The following is a 14,561-nucleotide window of genomic DNA, read 5'->3' on the forward strand; positions in this document are numbered from 1 at the left end:
CTCAGGTGGCGTCATGGAAGATCAGCCCAAGGGTGTGGCGCTGGCCGCTGCGCACCAGGCTGACACCGTGGCGCATGGCGGCGCGGCGGAAGCCGCTGCGCTTGCCGGGTACGGGGCGCAGGTCCACCGGGAAGATCACCGCGTCGCCCTGGCGCAGGGGCACCACGTCGGCCCGCTGGGTGCCGGCCAGGTGCTCGGTGAGGACGAATTCGCCGCCGGTGAAGTCGCGCCCGGGCTCGGAGAGCAGGATGGCGATCTGCAGCGGGAAGTTGTGCTCGCCGTAGAGGTCCTGGTGCAGGCGGTTGTAGTCGCCCGCTCCGTAGCGCAGCAGCAGCGGGGTGGGGCGTGTCTGCCCGGCCCGGTGGCAGCGCATGAGGAAGGCGTCCAGGGCCTCGGGGTAGCGCGTCTCCAGGCCGAGGCGGGCCTGCCAGCGGTTGGCGATCCGTGCCAGCGGCGGGAACAGCCGGTGGCGCAGGGTCGTGAGCAGGGCGGGCAGGGGGTAGGCGAAGTACTTGTACTCGCCCTGGCCGAAGCTGTGCCGGGCCATGACGATGCGCGAGCGGAAGGTGCGTGCGTCCGGGTAGAGCGCGGCCAGGTGGGCGCAGGTGTCGGCGTCCAGCAGCTGCTCGATGCAGGCGTGGCCGTGGCGCTCCAGCTGCGCTTCCAGTTGGGGCCAGTCCAGGGCATCGAGCCGGTCGAGGAGGGCGGTGGGGGTGAGGTCCGGCGCCGCCGGGCACGAGAGCACGGCACTCATGATACGGACAGGCTGCCGTGGGCCTGGGGCAGGCCCATGGGGCGCAGGCGGGTGAGCGGTGCCAGGGGCCGCAGGCTGTCGAACAGGCCTTGGGGGCTGGGCTCTTCAGTGCGCCGGCAGGTCTGCGCGACCCGTTCGAGGAAGCGCGAGAGGTGGGCGCTGGGTTCGCCTGCCGGGCGCAGCAGGTAGGTGGTGAGTTCGGAGTCGGGCAGCGACAGGGCGCGGGTGACGATCTCGCTGCCGGCCAGGTCGCTGCGCTCGGTGCCGCTCACCAGGGCGACGCCATAGCCGGCGGCGACCAGGGCCTGCATGGTCTCGCGGGAGATGTACTGCTCGGCGATATCGAGGCGGGCGGCTTCGTCTTCGCTGAGGTGGGCCCGGAGCAGCCGGCTGATCTGCTGGAACTGCCCTTCGTGGACTTCGCTGTGGCTGAGGATGAGCGGGTGGCGGACCAGCTCCTGCAGCGGGATGCGCCGGTGCGAGAGCAGCGGGTGGCGGGCCGGTAGGGCGGCGACCAGTGGGTCGCTCCAGACGGGCTGAGCCTGCAGGCCGCTGCCGGCGGCGTCGATGCGGGCGAAGCCGAGGTCGTAGTGGTGTTCCAGCAGGCCTTTCACCTGCTGGGCGTAGCTGACTTCGAACAGGCGGATGCCCAGTTCCGGCTCCTCCTGCCGGCAGCGGGCGAGCAGGTCGGCCAGGCGATTCGGGGCGATGCCGTCGGACACGGCGATGCGCAGGGTGCCGCGAAAGCCGAGAGCGACGCCGCGCATGTCCATGCGGGCCTGTTCGAGGGCGGCGAAGATGCGCTTGGCGTTATCGAGGAACACGCTGCCGGCCCAGGTGAGCTGCACGCCCCGGGGGTTGCGCTCGAACAGCTGGATGCCGAGCTCGGACTCCAGTTCCTTGATGGCCCGGGACAGCGGGGATTGCTCGATGTGGAGGCGGGCGGCGGCGCGGGTGAAGTTCAGTTCCTCGGCCACGGCGAGAAAATAGCGAAGATGACGTAGCTCCATGTGTGTTTCGTCTCCTGTCTGTCATCGACTCTGCGTTCTTCAGGGCTGGGTGCGGGGCGTTCTCCCGGGTTACTGCGAATGAGGGGGCACGCCGGGCCAGGCCATGCCTGGGCCCCGGGTGGCCGTTGCGCGGGGCGCACGGGCCGACGCGCCCACTATCGGGGGACAGTGGGGCGTTGGCACTCCGTTTCTTGCGCTTGAATTTGCGGGCCGGATGGCCGGGCCTAGAGCGCCCGGCCGGCTTCTTTCTAGTGCAGCTTGAGGCGGGGGTCGGTGCTGCGGCCGATGCGGTCGCTGAGCATCAGCAGGAAGGTGCGGAAGGCGCCGTACAGGGCCATCTGGTGCATGCGGTAGAGGGAGATGTAGAACATCCGCGCCAGCCAGCCTTCCAGCTTCACGCTGCCCATGAGGTTGCCCATCAGGTTGCCGACGGCGCTGAAGCTGGAAAGGGAGATCAGCGAGCCGTAGTCCTGGTAGCGGTACTCGGGCAGGGTGTGCTGGCCGGCGATCCGCGCCTTGAGCGATTTCACCAGCAGGGAGGCCTGCTGGTGCGCGGCCTGGGCGCGGGGCGGGACGTTGCGCTCGCTGCCGTCGCCCAGGGGGCAGGCGGCGCAGTCGCCGAAGGCGAAGATGTCGGTATCCCGGGTGGTCTGCAGGGTGGGGGTCACCACCAGCTGGTTGATGCGGTTGCTCTCCAGGCCGTCGAGGTCCTTGAGGAAGGCCGGGGCGCGGATGCCGGCGGCCCAGACCTTGAGGCTGGCGAGGATCTTCTCGCCCTGGGCGGTGAGCAGGCCGTCGGCGGTGACTTCCTTGACGGCAGCGCCGGTCATGACGCGCACGCCGAGCCCTTCCAGGGTGCGGTGCACCGGGGCGCTGATGCGCTCGGGCAGGGCGGGCAGTACCCGCGGGCCGGCTTCGATCAGGGTGATGCGCATGTTCTCCGGCTGGATGCTGTCCAGGCCGTAGGCCGCCAGTTCGTGGGCGGCGTGGTGCAGTTCGGCGGCCAGTTCGACGCCGGTGGCACCGGCGCCGACGATGGCGACGCTGATCTGGTCGTCGTCACCGTCGCGGGCGTGGGCGCGCAGGTAGTGGCTGAGCATCTGCCGGTGGAAGCGCTCGGCCTGCTCGCGGGTGTCGAGGAAGATGCAGTGGCGCGCGGCGCCCTCGGTGCCGAAGTCGTTGGTGGTGCTGCCGACGGCGATCACCAGGGTGTCGTAGGCCACTTCGCGGGCGGGCACCAGTTCGCGGCCTTCCTCGTCGAGGGTGGCGGCCAGCTGGATGGCCTTGCGGCTGCGGTCCAGCCCGCTCATGCGGCCGAGCTGGAACTCGAAGTGGTTCCATTTGGCCTGGGCGACGTAGTTCAGCTCGTTCTCGGTGGAGTTGAGCGAGCCCGCCGCGACTTCGTGCAGCAGCGGTTTCCAGATGTGTGTGAGGTTGGCGTCGGCCAGGATGATCTTCGCCTGGCCGCGTTTGCCGAGGGTTCTACCCAGGCGGGTGGCAAGCTCCAGGCCGCCGGCGCCGCCGCCGACGATCACGATGCGATGGGTCATGGGGATTTCTCACAAGGCTATAAGAATTCTTTTCGTGGGCGCCTTCGTGGCGCTTGGCGCGGCTCACAGGACGAGTCGCGCGAGGAGGCGGCTGAGCAGGCCCAGGCCGATGACGAGTGCCAGAAGGATGAGCAGGAGCCGCCAGGGCTTGAACGGCTGGCGTTCGACCTGGTGCTGGGGGAGGCTCAGGTACTGCTCGACCTTCTGCTGGTCGTCGGGTGTCAGGCGGCTGGGCATGGCGTGCCTCGACGGGGAAATATGACGTGCATTCTAGACGTGCCTTCCGGCGGCGCTCAATGCGCGTTTGCGTGAGCGGTCACAGGCCGATGCCAAGGTCGAAGAGCACGGTCCGCCCGAGGTTGGCGCGGAGGAACTCCGGGGCACCCGGCTGGGCGAAAAGCACACGAGCGTAGGTGGGGCCCACCACGGACAGCGAGCGCCAGCCCTGCAGGAGGAATTCGGTCGGCGGCGGGAACGGGCTGTTGAAGTCGGGGCGCACGCGCTTGAGGCTGACGAAGGCGAGCAGGTCGAGCTCGGCCGGGTCCAGGCCACGTTCGCGGTAGTTGTGGGCTTTCTTGCGCAGCGTGGGGGCGAGCGTCGCCTGCAGCTCCTTCATGGCGATGCGCTTGGGGCGCGTCTCCCGGCGCAGCAGTTGGCTGAGGGAGGATGCGCTGCGGCGGCGCTCCAGTTCGGCGCGCCACTCGTCGTTGAGGCGGCGGCCTTCGTCGAGCACGAAGAAGACCTCGAAGTTGGCCTCGCGGAACTCCACGTCGGGGGGCTCGGTGCCGGTGCTGAAGTCTTCCAGCCGATAGGGCTGGTTGAGCGCCTGCAGCAGGCGCTGGCAGACCCAGCGTTCGCGCTCCCACTTGCGCGCGTTGGAGAGGAATTCATTGGCCTGCTCGGCCTGGCGGGTGAGCAGGCGCAGGTAGTCGGATTCGTCCATGGCCGGAGAGTAGGGGGCGAGGGCGGTCGGCTGCAAGCCGCCGCCGGGTGTGGCATTGCGCTGCGATGTGGCGGCCGGCGCCTTGGTATAGACTCTGCTGCGTTTGCCGGATGCCCGCCATGCACCTTCGCCCTGTCACCCCTGATGACCACGCCCAACTGATCGCCCTCTGGCAGCGTACGCCGGGGCTGCGCCTGCGCGAGGACGATGCTCATGCGCCGTTCTGCGCCTACCTGGCGCGAAACCCGGGGCTCAGCCTGCTGGTGGAGCGCGAGGGCCAGGTGGTGGCCTCGCTGATGGCCGGGCATGACGGCCGCCGCGGCTACCTGCAGCACCTGGTGGTGGACGTGCCGCTGCGCGGGCAGGGCCTGGCGCGGCGGTTGCTGGATGCGGTGCTGCAGCGGCTGGCGGCCGAGGGCATCGGCAAGTCCCATGTATTCGTCCTGCGGGACGCGCCCGAGGCGCTGGCGTTCTGGTCCGCCCAGGCGGACTGGTCCCGGCGCGGGGATATCGCGGTTTTTTCCACGAACGGAGTGACACGATGAAACGGCTCTCTTTGGCGCTGCTGCTGGCTCTGCTGGCCGGTGGTGCGCAGGCGCTGGAACAGGGTGAGCGCCTGGCGCCCTGGACCCTGCTGGACCAGTACGAGAAACCCTACAGCCTGGACAACCAGCTGGGGCTGCTGCTGGTGGCGCGCGACATGGATGGGGCGAAGCTGGTGAAGGCGGCTCTGGACGGCAAGCCGAAGGACTTCCTCGAACAGCGCCATGCGGTGTTCGTGGCAGACATCAGCCGCATGCCGTCGGTGATTTCCAAGCTGTTCGCCGTGCCGGCGATGCAGGACTACAACTACCGCGTGCTGCTGGACCGCGAGTCCCGCGTGGCGCCGCGCTACGAGGCCCCCGAGGGCCAGGTGCTGGTGCTGACCCTGCGTGACGGCGTGCTGCAGGGGCAGAAGGCTTTCGCGTCGGCCGAGTCGCTGCGCGCGGCGCTGGACGCGGTGCCGCCGGCGCCGTGATCGCCGCCGAGCTGCTGTCCGACACCAGCCTGGGGTTGGGCTGGGCGATCTACGTCCCGGCCCTGGCCTGGGCGGTGATGCGCGCGCCGTGGCTGGAGTTGTTCAGCGACTTCCGGCGCCAGCACCTGCTGTTCGGCACGGTGCTGGCGTTGTTCCTGTTGTGGATGGTGCGGCGGGACTTCGATTCCGGGGTCTCCTACCACTTCATCGGCATGACGGCGGTGACGCTGCTGCTGGACTGGCCCCTGGCGGTGCTGGGCGGCCTCGTTGCACAGCTCGGCTTGCTGGCGCTGGGGCGCCAGGACGTTGCGGCGATGGGCATCAACGGGGCGCTGCTGGTGCTGTTGCCGGTGCTGGTGACAGAGCTGTGTGCGAAGTGGGTGGAACACTTCCAGCCGCGCAACCTGTTCGTCTACATCTTCTGCTGTGGGTTCTTTCCTGCGGCGTTGGCGGCTCTGCTCTGCACCCTGGTGGGGCTGGGGCTGCTGTTCATCGATGGCATCTTCCCGATGCCGCCCTGGCTGGAGGACTTCGTCGGCTACCTGTGGCTGGTTATGTTCCCGGAGGCCTTCATCAACGGCACGGCGGTGACGGCGCTGGTGGTGTTCTGCCCCGAGTGGCTGGAGACCTTCAACCGCACGCGCTACCTGCAGGCGCCCTGGAAGGACGACGACAGGAGCTGAATGGCGCTGGATTCACTGCCCCGATGATCGGCACCGATTGACGCCGATCAAGGTCGGGCGACCTGGCGCGCGCGGATGATCCCCCGGTCACTTCGAACGAGGATGCAACCATGGGTGTTCACGATTGGGCGCGCGCCGCGCTGGCGCAGGTGCTGGAGCAGGGCGGTGGCGAGGGCTTCGACGAGGCGCTGGCCTTGCGGGCGCTGCTGAGTGCGGTGGTGGAGCGCAGCAAGGGCGTGCGCTCACAGGAGGACCTGGCGGCGGAGCTGATGTTCCTGGCGGACAACCTGGATGACGGGCGGGACTACGCCTTCATGCGCCCCTGAGGGCGCATGGGATCAGTGACGGTCAGGGAGATCACCGGAGAACAGTTCGTCCTCGAGGTTGTCACCGGGGATGGCGTGCTCTTCGGCGGCCCAGGCGCCCAGGTCGATCAGCTTGCAGCGGTGGGAGCAGAAGGGCCGGTTGGGGCTTTGTGGGCCCCACTCGACGGGCGCTCCGCAGGTGGGGCATTCAACGGTCATGGGTTGGCTCATGGCTGGCCTCCTCGCAGTGTCAGATAGAAGGCGTGCAGTCGTTCGACTTCGGTGCGCATCCAGGTCAGGTCCCGGTCATTCAGCAGCACGTCGTGGGCGGCAGCCAGGCGCTTGTCCCGGTCAGCCTGGGCCTTGAGGATGGCCTGGACCTGTTCCTCGGAGACGCCATCACGGGCCATGGTGCGCTGCACTTGCAGGGCCTCGGGGACGTCCACCACCAGCACGCGCTGGGTCATGCGGTGCTGCCCGGACTCGATGAGCAGTGGGGAAACCAGGATGGCGTAGGGGGACTTGGCCTCGGCCAGGTTGCTGGCGATCTCCTGGTTGATCAGCGGATGCAGCAGGTTTTCCAGCCAGCGGCGTTCCTCCGGGTGCTGGAAGATGTGCTGGCGCAGGGCGGCGCGGTCGAGCTGCCCGTCGGCCAGGAGGACGCCTTCGCCGAAATGCTCGGCGATGCGAGCCAGGGCGGGGCGGCCGGGCTCCACCACCCAGCGGGCGGCGTGATCGGCATCCACCATATGGACGCCCAGGGCATTGAAATGAGCGGCAGCGGCACTCTTGCCGCTGCCGATGCCGCCTGTGAGGCCAAGAATCCAGGGTGTGGTCATTTGAAACCGGCGAACTGCAGATAGGTCCCGGTTATTTGATCACCCCAGAGCAATGCGATCCAGCCGGCAATTGCCAGGTAGGGGCCGAAGGGAATGGGCGTGCCGCTGTCGGCATCGCGCAGCTTGAGGATGATGATCCCCAGTACCGCACCGACCAGGGACGACAGCAGGATGGTCAGCGGCAGCACCTGCCAGCCACCCCAGGCGCCGAGCATGGCCAGCAGCTTGAAGTCGCCATAGCCCATGCCTTCTTTGCCGGTCACCAGCTTGAACACCCAGTACACGCTCCACAGGCTCAGGTAGCCGCCTACCGCGCCCCAGAGGGCATCCTCCAGCCCGGTGAACAGCCCCTGGCTGTTGACGATCAGCCCGAGCCAGAGCAGCGGCAGCACCAGGGAGTCGGGGAGCAGCTGGTGGTCGATGTCGATCATGCTCATCGCCAGCAAACCCCAGGTCAGCACCAGGAAGGCGCCCGCCTGCCAGGTGAAGCCGAAGTGCCAGGCGACGTACGCGGAAAGCAGCCCGCTGGCCAACTCCACCAACGGGTAGCGCTTCTTGATCGGTGCCTTGCACGACGAACATTTGCCGCCCAGTGCCAGCCAACTGACCACCGGGATGTTCTCCCAGGCCTTGATTTCGTGCTGGCAATGGGGGCAGCGGGAGTTCGGCAGAACCAGGTTGAACGTCTCGCCCGGCGGCTCCGGCGGCAACTCCAGGGCCTCGCGGGCCTGGATCTTCCAATCGCGGAACATCATCACCGGCAAGCGGTAAATGACCACGTTGAGGAAACTGCCGACCAAGAGACCGAGGAGGAATACGCAGAAAACAAAGGCCGGCAAGTTGCCGGCCAGAAAGTCAACAAGAGGCATCGTCAGACTACGGAGCCGAGTTGGAAGATAGGGAGGTACATGGCAATGATGAGACCGCCGACCAGAACACCCAAGACAGACATGATCAGCGGCTCCATCAGTGAAGTCAGGCCATCAACAGCGTTATCGACTTCTTCTTCGTAAAAGGTGGCCAATTTATCCAACATGGAGTCTAGTGCGCCTGACTCTTCGCCGATAGCAGTCATCTGGATTGCCATGGTTGGGAAGACCCCCGTGGTACGCATGGAGAAATTGAGCTGCATGCCTGTGGACACATCTTGCTTGACTTTGTTGACCGCTTGTTTGAATACGATGTTGCCAGTCGCTCCGGATACAGAGTCAAGCGCATCAACCAACGGGACACCAGCCGCAAACGTAGTCGCAAGGGTTCGTGCAAAGCGAGCTACTGCCGATTTGTAGATGATGTTACCGACAATAGGGGCTTTGAGTGCTGCCCGGTCCACGCTATTACGAAATTTCTCGGATTTCTGGTGAACTTGCTTCAGTCCAAAAGCTGTGCCAAACAGCCCCAAAATTACCAGCCACCACCACTCTTGGAGGAATTCGGAAAGCCCGATCACCATCAGAGTGAATGCAGGCAGCTCGGCACCGAAGTTACTAAATACAGCTTCAAATTGCGGTACAACTTTAATCAGAAGGATCATTGAAACGATAATTGCAACTACCACTACTGCGATGGGGTAATTCATCGCCTTTTTTATTTTGGCTTTGAGGGCTTCTGTTTTTTCCTTGTAAGTTGCTACGCGGTCAAGCAAGGTTTCAAGTGCGCCGGCTTGCTCGCCTGAGTCCACCAAGTTGCAATAAAGATCGTCGAAATAGATCGGGCGTTTTCGCAACGAAGAGGCAAAGCTGTTACCCGCTGCTACATCTTGCTTAACATCATCGACCAGTTTTCGCATGCTGGCATTATCAAAGCCTTCCCCGATAATGTCGAAGCTCTGTAGAAGAGGGACGCCTGCCTTCATCATTGTCGCCATCTGACGTGTAAATAAGGCGATTTCTAGTGGCTTGATTTTCTTGTTTTTGCTGAAGAGTGAGGCAGCCTTTTTTCGAACCTTGGTTGGATTGATACCTTGCTTACGGAGTTGAGCTTTGACAAGGGCCGGATTGGAGCCGCTGATCTCACCCGTTACCTTGGTACCTTTCTTGTCAGTGCCTTCCCACTTGAAGACGCTGGTCTTTAATGCCTTATCCGCCATGGATTAGTCCTTGGTGACTCGGTTGACTTCCTCGAGGCTGGTAACGCCCTGCATGGCTTTGAGCAGGCCCGAGGTACGCAGGTCATTGAACCCATCCTTGCGCATCTGTGTTGCGATATCGATGGAGTTACCTTCCTCCATGATAATGCGTTGCAAGGCAGGCGTGATTTTAACTACTTCATAAATACCTACCCTGCCTTTGTAGCCACCTTTGCAATTTTCGCAGCCGACCGGCCCGAAAATCTTGAACGTACCGATCTTGCTCTCCGGAAAACCCTCTTTTAGCAAGGTGTCACGGGGCACATCCACTTCCTTCTTACAAGTGCCACAGAGCTTTCGCGCCAAGCGTTGCGCAATGATCAGGTTGACCGAGGTGGCGATGTTGAACGCGGGCACTCCCATGTTGCGGAGACGCGTCAGGGTCTCTGCTGCGCTGTTGGTGTGGAGCGTTGACATCACCATGTGGCCGGTCTGAGCGGCCTTGATAGCGATTTCTGCTGTCTCAAGGTCCCGAATTTCGCCCACCATGATCACATCCGGGTCTTGGCGGAGGAAGGCGCGTAGCGCTTGAGCGAAATCCATGCCCTGTCGAGGGTTCACGTTTACCTGGTTGATCCCTTCCAGGTTGATCTCCACTGGGTCCTCTGCGGTGGAGATATTGATGTCTACCGTATTGAGGATATTAATGCCTGTATAGAGGGATACGGTTTTGCCGGAGCCGGTAGGGCCGGTCACCAGAATCATGCCTTGGGGTTGCTTCAGGGCCTCTAGGTACAGCTCTTTCTGGAAGTCTTCGTAACCCAGAGCATCGATCCCCATCTGAGCACTCGTGGGGTCGAGGATCCGCATGACGATTTTTTCTCCCCACAGGGTGGGAAGGGTGTTGACTCGAAAGTCAATCGCCTTGGTCTTGGAAATCTTCATCTTGATCCGCCCGTCCTGAGGCTTACGACGTTCAGAGATGTCCAGCGCGGCCATCACCTTGAGTCGTGCAGATATCCGACTTGCAAGCTGGACAGGGGGTCTAGCCACTTCGTGAAGGATTCCATCAGTTCGGAAGCGAACCCTGTAGCTCCTTTCATAGGGTTCGAAGTGCAGGTCGGAAGATCCTCCCTTGATCGCATCGAGTAGCATCTTGTTGACGAAGCGTACTACTGGCGCATCATCTGCATCCTGGCCAGCATCGGCTGAGCCTTTGTCATCGTCTACCGCTTCGACATCCAAGCCATCTAGGTCGACATCTCCCAAGTCGTCCAGCCCGGATGCTTCACCTTCAAAAAATTTATCGATTGCAACGCCCAGTTTGTCATCTTCAACCAGGATCGATTCGGTAGTGAGGCCGGTGTTGAACTGAATGTCTGTAACGGCTTGGTGGTTGGCGGGGTCCGATACGGCTATGAAGAGCTTGTTGCCCCGACGCCATAGCGGCAGCACTCTATGCTGGCGTATGAGCTTTTCACTGACGAGTTCCTTGGGATAGCTGTCCCTGTCGATCGAGTTGAGATCAACATAGGCGACACCGAACTGCTCGGCAGCTAACTCAATCAGATCGCGACTCTTCACAAGCTTGTTCTGAACCAGATAGGTCACCAGAGAGAGTTTGTTGCGAGCTGCCTGTTGCTGTGCCTGTGAGGCTGTTTTTTCGTCTAATAGATTGGCAATGACCATCTGCTTGGCCAAGCCTGTCAGGTTTACGCTGTCATTCATAGTGAGCCCCCCCGAGGAACGTTGCCTTATAACGTAGAAGGCCTTCTGCTTCCACTCAATGTCTACCGGCTGACAAAAAATGGCAGGTACTGACTGATTGAGGGTTTCAGTTCTGAGTAATCAGGCCCTTAACCCATGCTGGATGGGGCTTTTCTTAGTTGGCACGTCGATTGCTTTTGTTTGGGTAGGTCTAGTGCCTGAATTCCCTTGACTGGAGATAGATATGAAAGCTCAAAAAGGCTTTACCCTGATCGAATTGATGATCGTTGTTGCGATCATCGGCATTCTCGCCGCTGTTGCTCTGCCTGCTTACCAGGACTACACCGCTCGCGCCAAGGTTTCTGAAGTGGTTCTGGCTGCTTCGTCCTGCCGTGCCGCTATCTCTGAGGCTTCTCAGACCGGCCTCGCTTCTACTCCGGCCGCAAACGGCTTTGGCTGTGGTGAAACTACTTCTGCGGTTTCTCAATACGTAGCGTCCATTCAAACTACTGCTGCCGGTGCTATCACCGTCGTCGCTCAGAATATCGCTCAGGTTGGTACTGGTAAGGGCATCACTTTGACTCCCTATAGCGATGCCGCTGCTACCACCGCTTCTGTTGCTGCGGATTTCACTGCGGGTAATCTGAAGCCGGTTCGCGCGTGGAAATGTGCTGGTGCTGCCACCAACCCGATCGAAGCCAAATATCTGCCGGCCAGCTGCCGCTAATTTGGCTTTGATCTGAAGAATGCCCTGCCGCTTGGCGGGGCATTTTTTCTCCATGGGGGTGGTGGTGGTGGTGGTTGCTAGGCGTATAGCTAATTGGGCTGCTGCTGGGGCGTTTCTGCTTTTAGTAATAGGGTGGCTGTTACCCAATCACTATGTGCCGTGGTTGACGGCCTATCAAGATTTTTCAAGTTTTGCTGCATTGATAGCTTTATCAGTTTTTCTATTGCTTCGAAGTGAAGCAGATGTCTTGCCAGGGTATGTTCTCTTAGCGGTTTTGGTTGCTTTTCTACCCTTGTTGCAAATAGGTGGTAGGGGCTATTTTGCCGGGGATGCCTGGATTGCATTTCTCTATTTATTAGGGTTCTGTTGGAGCTTGGTTGTTGGCTTCAATTTGAATGTTCGTGAAAATGACTCAAGCCGGTTTTTTATCTATGGGGCTTGGTGTTTTTTGTTGGGGGCAGTTCTTTCGGGGCTAATTGCCGTTGCTCAATGGTTAGGTGTCGGGGGCGGCATCTGGATTGTTGATCTGCCCCCTTCTGGCCGTCCTTTTGCTAATTTTGGCCAGCCTAATAATTTGGCGCTGATGCTAATGCTGGGGTTGGTAGCAGCTTGGTATCTATTTGAGGTCAGATTTACCGGGGCGTTTTTCTCCGCGTTTGTTTCGGCTTTTCTGCTTTTCGCTGTGGCTCTGAGTCAGTCTCGCACTCCTTGGGTCTTTGCTGTTGCAGCTTCAATTTTCTGGATTTGTAAGTGTCGGAGCGTAGGGAAGCTCTCGACTAGCTATTTGTTGGTATGGATTGCTTTGTACGGCATATTGATCTTTGTGCTCCCCTATGTTTCAGATTTGCTTTTTCTGTCTAGTGCAGACCCGTTGCAGCGTGCTTCAGCATTGGAGCGGCTGGATATGTGGTCGCAACTTTTTTATGCGGTAATTAAAGGCCCACTGTGGGGGTATGGTTGGAATCAGGTGAGTGTCGCCCAAGTTAGTGTTACGCTTACTTATCCGGTTGGAATGCCAACGGAACATAGTCACAATATCCTATTGGATTTCCTGGTGTGGAACGGTCCTGTCATTGGTGGGATGTTGATCGTGTTTTCGACCGGAGGGCTAATTTGGCTCGGCCTTAGGGTGCGGACGATTGAAGGTGTTCTGGCTCTTGTAGCGGGAGGTGCGTTAATTACCCATGGGATGCTGGAGTATCCGCTGGAATATGCGTTCTTCCTCTTACCTCTAGGTCTAATTTTGGGGGCTGTAAGTAAAGAGTGCTCAGCTAAAATTATAGTGCGTATTCCGAAGTGGTTCTCAGGAGGGTTGACAGTTTTAGCCGTCGCCGTCATGGCGTTGGTTTGGAGCGAGTACCGTGTGATCGAAGATAGTCATCGCCAAATGCGCTTTGAGAACGCGCGTTTGGCAGAGTGGCAGGGAGGGGGGGCAACACCTGAGGTGCTCATTCTGACCCAGCTCCGAGAGTATCTGCGTTTTGCGCGGACTTTCCCGCACCCGGATATGTCGGACGAGGAGCTCGAATGGATGCGGAAAGTTGCCTATCGCTACCCTTATCCTTCGAGTATTTACCGCTATGCGCTGGCGTCTGGACTGAATGGTAAGACTCAGCAGGCAAGGGATCATTTGCGCATCCTCCAGTCTCTCCACGGCAATGTTCTGTACCGCGAGGGGCTTGGCGTTATGAGGGGGTTGGTCGCTACTTATCCTCAATTGGGGGATGTCGTGTCCGGTATGCCCGACTAGCTTGCGCTGCGCTTGAGTCGGTTCTGCTTTGTAAGTATCTTACGCCCGCCGCCGGAATAGCTCAGTAGGTAGAGCAGCGCACTCGTAACGCGAAGGTCGCAGGTTCGATTCCTGTTTCCGGCACCAGCTCAACAAAAAGCCCCGCAATCGCGGGGCTTTTTGCTTTCTGGCGGTGGGGCCTCAGAGGCTGAGCCGCATGGACAGGTCCACCGCCCGGACATCCTTGGTCAGGGTGCCAATGGAGATGTAGTCGACCCCCGTCTCGGCGATGGTGCGCAGGGTGGTGTCGTTGATGCCGCCGGAGGCTTCCAGCTTGGCGCGGCCTGCGGTGAGGGTGACGGCGGTGCGCATGTCGTCGAGGCTCAGCTCGTCCAGCATGATGATGTCAGCACCGGCATCCAGCGCCTGTCGCAGTTCGTCCAGGTTTTCCACCTCCACTTCAACCGGCTTGCCGGGGGCGATGCGGTGGGCGGCGTTGATGGCCTGGGTGATTCCGCCGCAGGCGGCGATGTGGTTTTCCTTGATCAGGAAGGCGTCGTACAGGCCGATCCGATGGTTGTGGCCCCCGCCGCAGGTGACGGCGTACTTCTGCGCAAGGCGCAGGCCGGGCAGGGTCTTGCGGGTGTCCAGCAGCTTCACCGAGGTGCCTTTCACCAGCTCCACATAATGAGCGACGCGGGTGGCGACGCCGGAGAGGCATTGGAGGAAGTTCAGTGCGCTGCGTTCGCCGCTGAGCAATGCCCGCGCCGGGCCTTCCAGGTGGAAGAGAGGTTGGTTGGGCTGGACGCGATCACCGTCCGCCACCTGCCAGTGCACGGCCACGCGTGGGTCGAGTTGGCGGAACACCACGTCGACCCACGCGGTCCCAGCAATCACAGCGGCTTCGCGGGTGATCACCGTGGCATAGGCGAGGCGTTCCTCGGGGATGAGCTGGGCGGTGATGTCGCCGCTGCCGATGTCCTCGGTCAGTGCGCGCCGTACGTTGGCTTCGATTTCCGCGCTCAGGTCGGCAAGGGTCAGGTTGGGCATGGGAGGCTCCGCTGCGAGATGGCGCGATTATAGAGGCCGGCGGACCGCCGGTGCAGCGGCGGTGGTAACGGTCGCTGGCTTTCTGCTAGATATTCAGAACGGCACCGGCTGTCAGCCGCATGCCTACAAGGGTTGGGTTCTGTGTGACATGCGTCATAACTGCAGGAAGTGTCCCCTT

17 protein-coding genes and 1 tRNA gene are annotated in these 14,561 nt (G+C 61.7%); 7 read left to right on the forward strand and 11 right to left on the reverse strand.

Annotated features, from left to right (window positions below; genetic code table 11):
* Position 1 precedes the first annotated feature (1 nt).
* The 5 genes from PotMrB4_RS05615 to PotMrB4_RS05635 form a co-directional block, all read right to left on the reverse strand.
* On the reverse strand, positions 2–754 hold the full coding sequence (locus PotMrB4_RS05615; RefSeq protein WP_172432746.1) for a 2OG-Fe(II) oxygenase: 753 nt from the start codon (positions 752–754) through the stop codon (positions 2–4).
* Positions 751–1,764 carry a LysR family transcriptional regulator gene (locus PotMrB4_RS05620; protein WP_082078230.1) on the reverse strand — a complete coding sequence of 338 codons (1,014 nt, stop codon included), beginning with the start codon at positions 1,762–1,764 and terminating at the stop codon, positions 751–753. Before PotMrB4_RS05620 ends, PotMrB4_RS05615 begins: the two co-directional genes overlap by 4 nt.
* A gap of 248 nt (positions 1,765–2,012) precedes the next feature.
* Entirely contained in the window at positions 2,013–3,314 is a 1,302-nt protein-coding gene (locus PotMrB4_RS05625; RefSeq protein ID WP_172432747.1) for an NAD(P)/FAD-dependent oxidoreductase, read from the reverse strand.
* Positions 3,315–3,377: 63 nt separating this feature from the next.
* The gene (locus PotMrB4_RS05630; protein ID WP_044406847.1) at positions 3,378–3,551 is read right to left on the reverse strand and encodes a DUF3094 family protein; all 174 of its coding nucleotides are present in this window, start codon (positions 3,549–3,551) and stop codon (positions 3,378–3,380) included.
* A 79-nt stretch (positions 3,552–3,630) separates the two neighbouring features.
* Positions 3,631–4,257 (reverse strand): DUF1780 domain-containing protein, encoded by a 627-nt coding sequence (locus tag PotMrB4_RS05635; RefSeq protein WP_172435045.1) that lies wholly within the window; start codon positions 4,255–4,257, stop codon positions 3,631–3,633.
* Positions 4,258–4,376: 119 nt separating this feature from the next.
* Here PotMrB4_RS05635 and PotMrB4_RS05640 point away from each other — a divergent pair, with 119 nt between their 5' ends.
* The 4 genes from PotMrB4_RS05640 (at position 4,377) to PotMrB4_RS05655 (ending at position 6,284) form a co-directional block, all read left to right on the forward strand.
* Entirely contained in the window at positions 4,377–4,802 is a 426-nt protein-coding gene (locus PotMrB4_RS05640) for a GNAT family N-acetyltransferase (protein WP_107331796.1), read from the forward strand.
* Entirely contained in the window at positions 4,799–5,275 is a 477-nt protein-coding gene (locus PotMrB4_RS05645; RefSeq protein ID WP_052807598.1) for a hypothetical protein, read from the forward strand. The genes PotMrB4_RS05640 and PotMrB4_RS05645 overlap by 4 nt, the downstream gene beginning before the upstream one ends.
* Positions 5,272–5,958: an energy-coupling factor ABC transporter permease gene (locus PotMrB4_RS05650; RefSeq protein WP_142011982.1), complete on the forward strand. Its 687-nt coding sequence runs from the start codon at positions 5,272–5,274 to the stop codon at positions 5,956–5,958. The genes PotMrB4_RS05645 and PotMrB4_RS05650 overlap by 4 nt, the downstream gene beginning before the upstream one ends.
* A 110-nt stretch (positions 5,959–6,068) precedes the next feature.
* Positions 6,069–6,284, forward strand: a complete 216-nt coding sequence (locus PotMrB4_RS05655; protein WP_160481384.1) for a hypothetical protein — start codon at positions 6,069–6,071, stop codon at positions 6,282–6,284.
* A 12-nt stretch (positions 6,285–6,296) separates the two neighbouring features.
* On the opposite strand, the gene yacG is transcribed toward PotMrB4_RS05655, so the two are convergent.
* From yacG to pilB, 5 genes are read right to left on the reverse strand one after another with little or no spacing between them, the layout of a single operon-like run.
* Positions 6,297–6,494: a DNA gyrase inhibitor YacG gene (yacG, locus tag PotMrB4_RS05660; protein ID WP_044406857.1), complete on the reverse strand. Its 198-nt coding sequence runs from the start codon at positions 6,492–6,494 to the stop codon at positions 6,297–6,299.
* Positions 6,491–7,102: a dephospho-CoA kinase gene (coaE, locus tag PotMrB4_RS05665; RefSeq protein ID WP_069559818.1), complete on the reverse strand. Its 612-nt coding sequence runs from the start codon at positions 7,100–7,102 to the stop codon at positions 6,491–6,493. The genes yacG and coaE overlap by 4 nt, the downstream gene beginning before the upstream one ends.
* Positions 7,099–7,971, reverse strand: a complete 873-nt coding sequence (locus PotMrB4_RS05670) for a prepilin peptidase (protein WP_172432748.1) — start codon at positions 7,969–7,971, stop codon at positions 7,099–7,101. The genes coaE and PotMrB4_RS05670 overlap by 4 nt, the downstream gene beginning before the upstream one ends.
* Before the next feature lie 2 nt (positions 7,972–7,973).
* A complete protein-coding gene (locus PotMrB4_RS05675; protein WP_172432749.1) occupies positions 7,974–9,191 on the reverse strand; it encodes a type II secretion system F family protein in 1,218 nt (405 codons plus the stop codon).
* Between the two features lie 3 nt (positions 9,192–9,194).
* Complete coding sequence (pilB, locus tag PotMrB4_RS05680) at positions 9,195–10,898, reverse strand: type IV-A pilus assembly ATPase PilB (RefSeq protein WP_172432750.1); 1,704 nt, start codon at positions 10,896–10,898, stop codon at positions 9,195–9,197.
* A 223-nt stretch (positions 10,899–11,121) separates the two neighbouring features.
* Between pilB and PotMrB4_RS05685 the strand changes: the two genes are divergently transcribed.
* The 3 genes from PotMrB4_RS05685 to PotMrB4_RS05695 all read left to right on the forward strand — a co-directional run bounded on the left by PotMrB4_RS05685 (position 11,122) and on the right by PotMrB4_RS05695 (position 13,480).
* Positions 11,122–11,604: a pilin gene (locus tag PotMrB4_RS05685; RefSeq protein ID WP_172432751.1), complete on the forward strand. Its 483-nt coding sequence runs from the start codon at positions 11,122–11,124 to the stop codon at positions 11,602–11,604.
* A gap of 19 nt (positions 11,605–11,623) precedes the next feature.
* The gene (locus PotMrB4_RS05690) at positions 11,624–13,354 is read left to right on the forward strand and encodes a PglL family O-oligosaccharyltransferase (protein WP_172432752.1); all 1,731 of its coding nucleotides are present in this window, start codon (positions 11,624–11,626) and stop codon (positions 13,352–13,354) included.
* Positions 13,355–13,404: 50 nt separating this feature from the next.
* Positions 13,405–13,480 (forward strand) — tRNA-Thr (locus tag PotMrB4_RS05695).
* 54 nt (positions 13,481–13,534) lie between these two features.
* Here PotMrB4_RS05695 and nadC read toward each other — a convergent pair.
* Complete coding sequence (gene nadC / locus PotMrB4_RS05700) at positions 13,535–14,383, reverse strand: carboxylating nicotinate-nucleotide diphosphorylase (RefSeq protein WP_172432753.1); 849 nt, start codon at positions 14,381–14,383, stop codon at positions 13,535–13,537.
* Positions 14,384–14,561 lie beyond the last annotated feature (178 nt).

The organism is Metapseudomonas otitidis (assembly GCF_011397855.1).
In the GTDB taxonomy this organism is placed as follows: Bacteria; Pseudomonadota; Gammaproteobacteria; order Pseudomonadales; family Pseudomonadaceae; genus Metapseudomonas; species Metapseudomonas otitidis.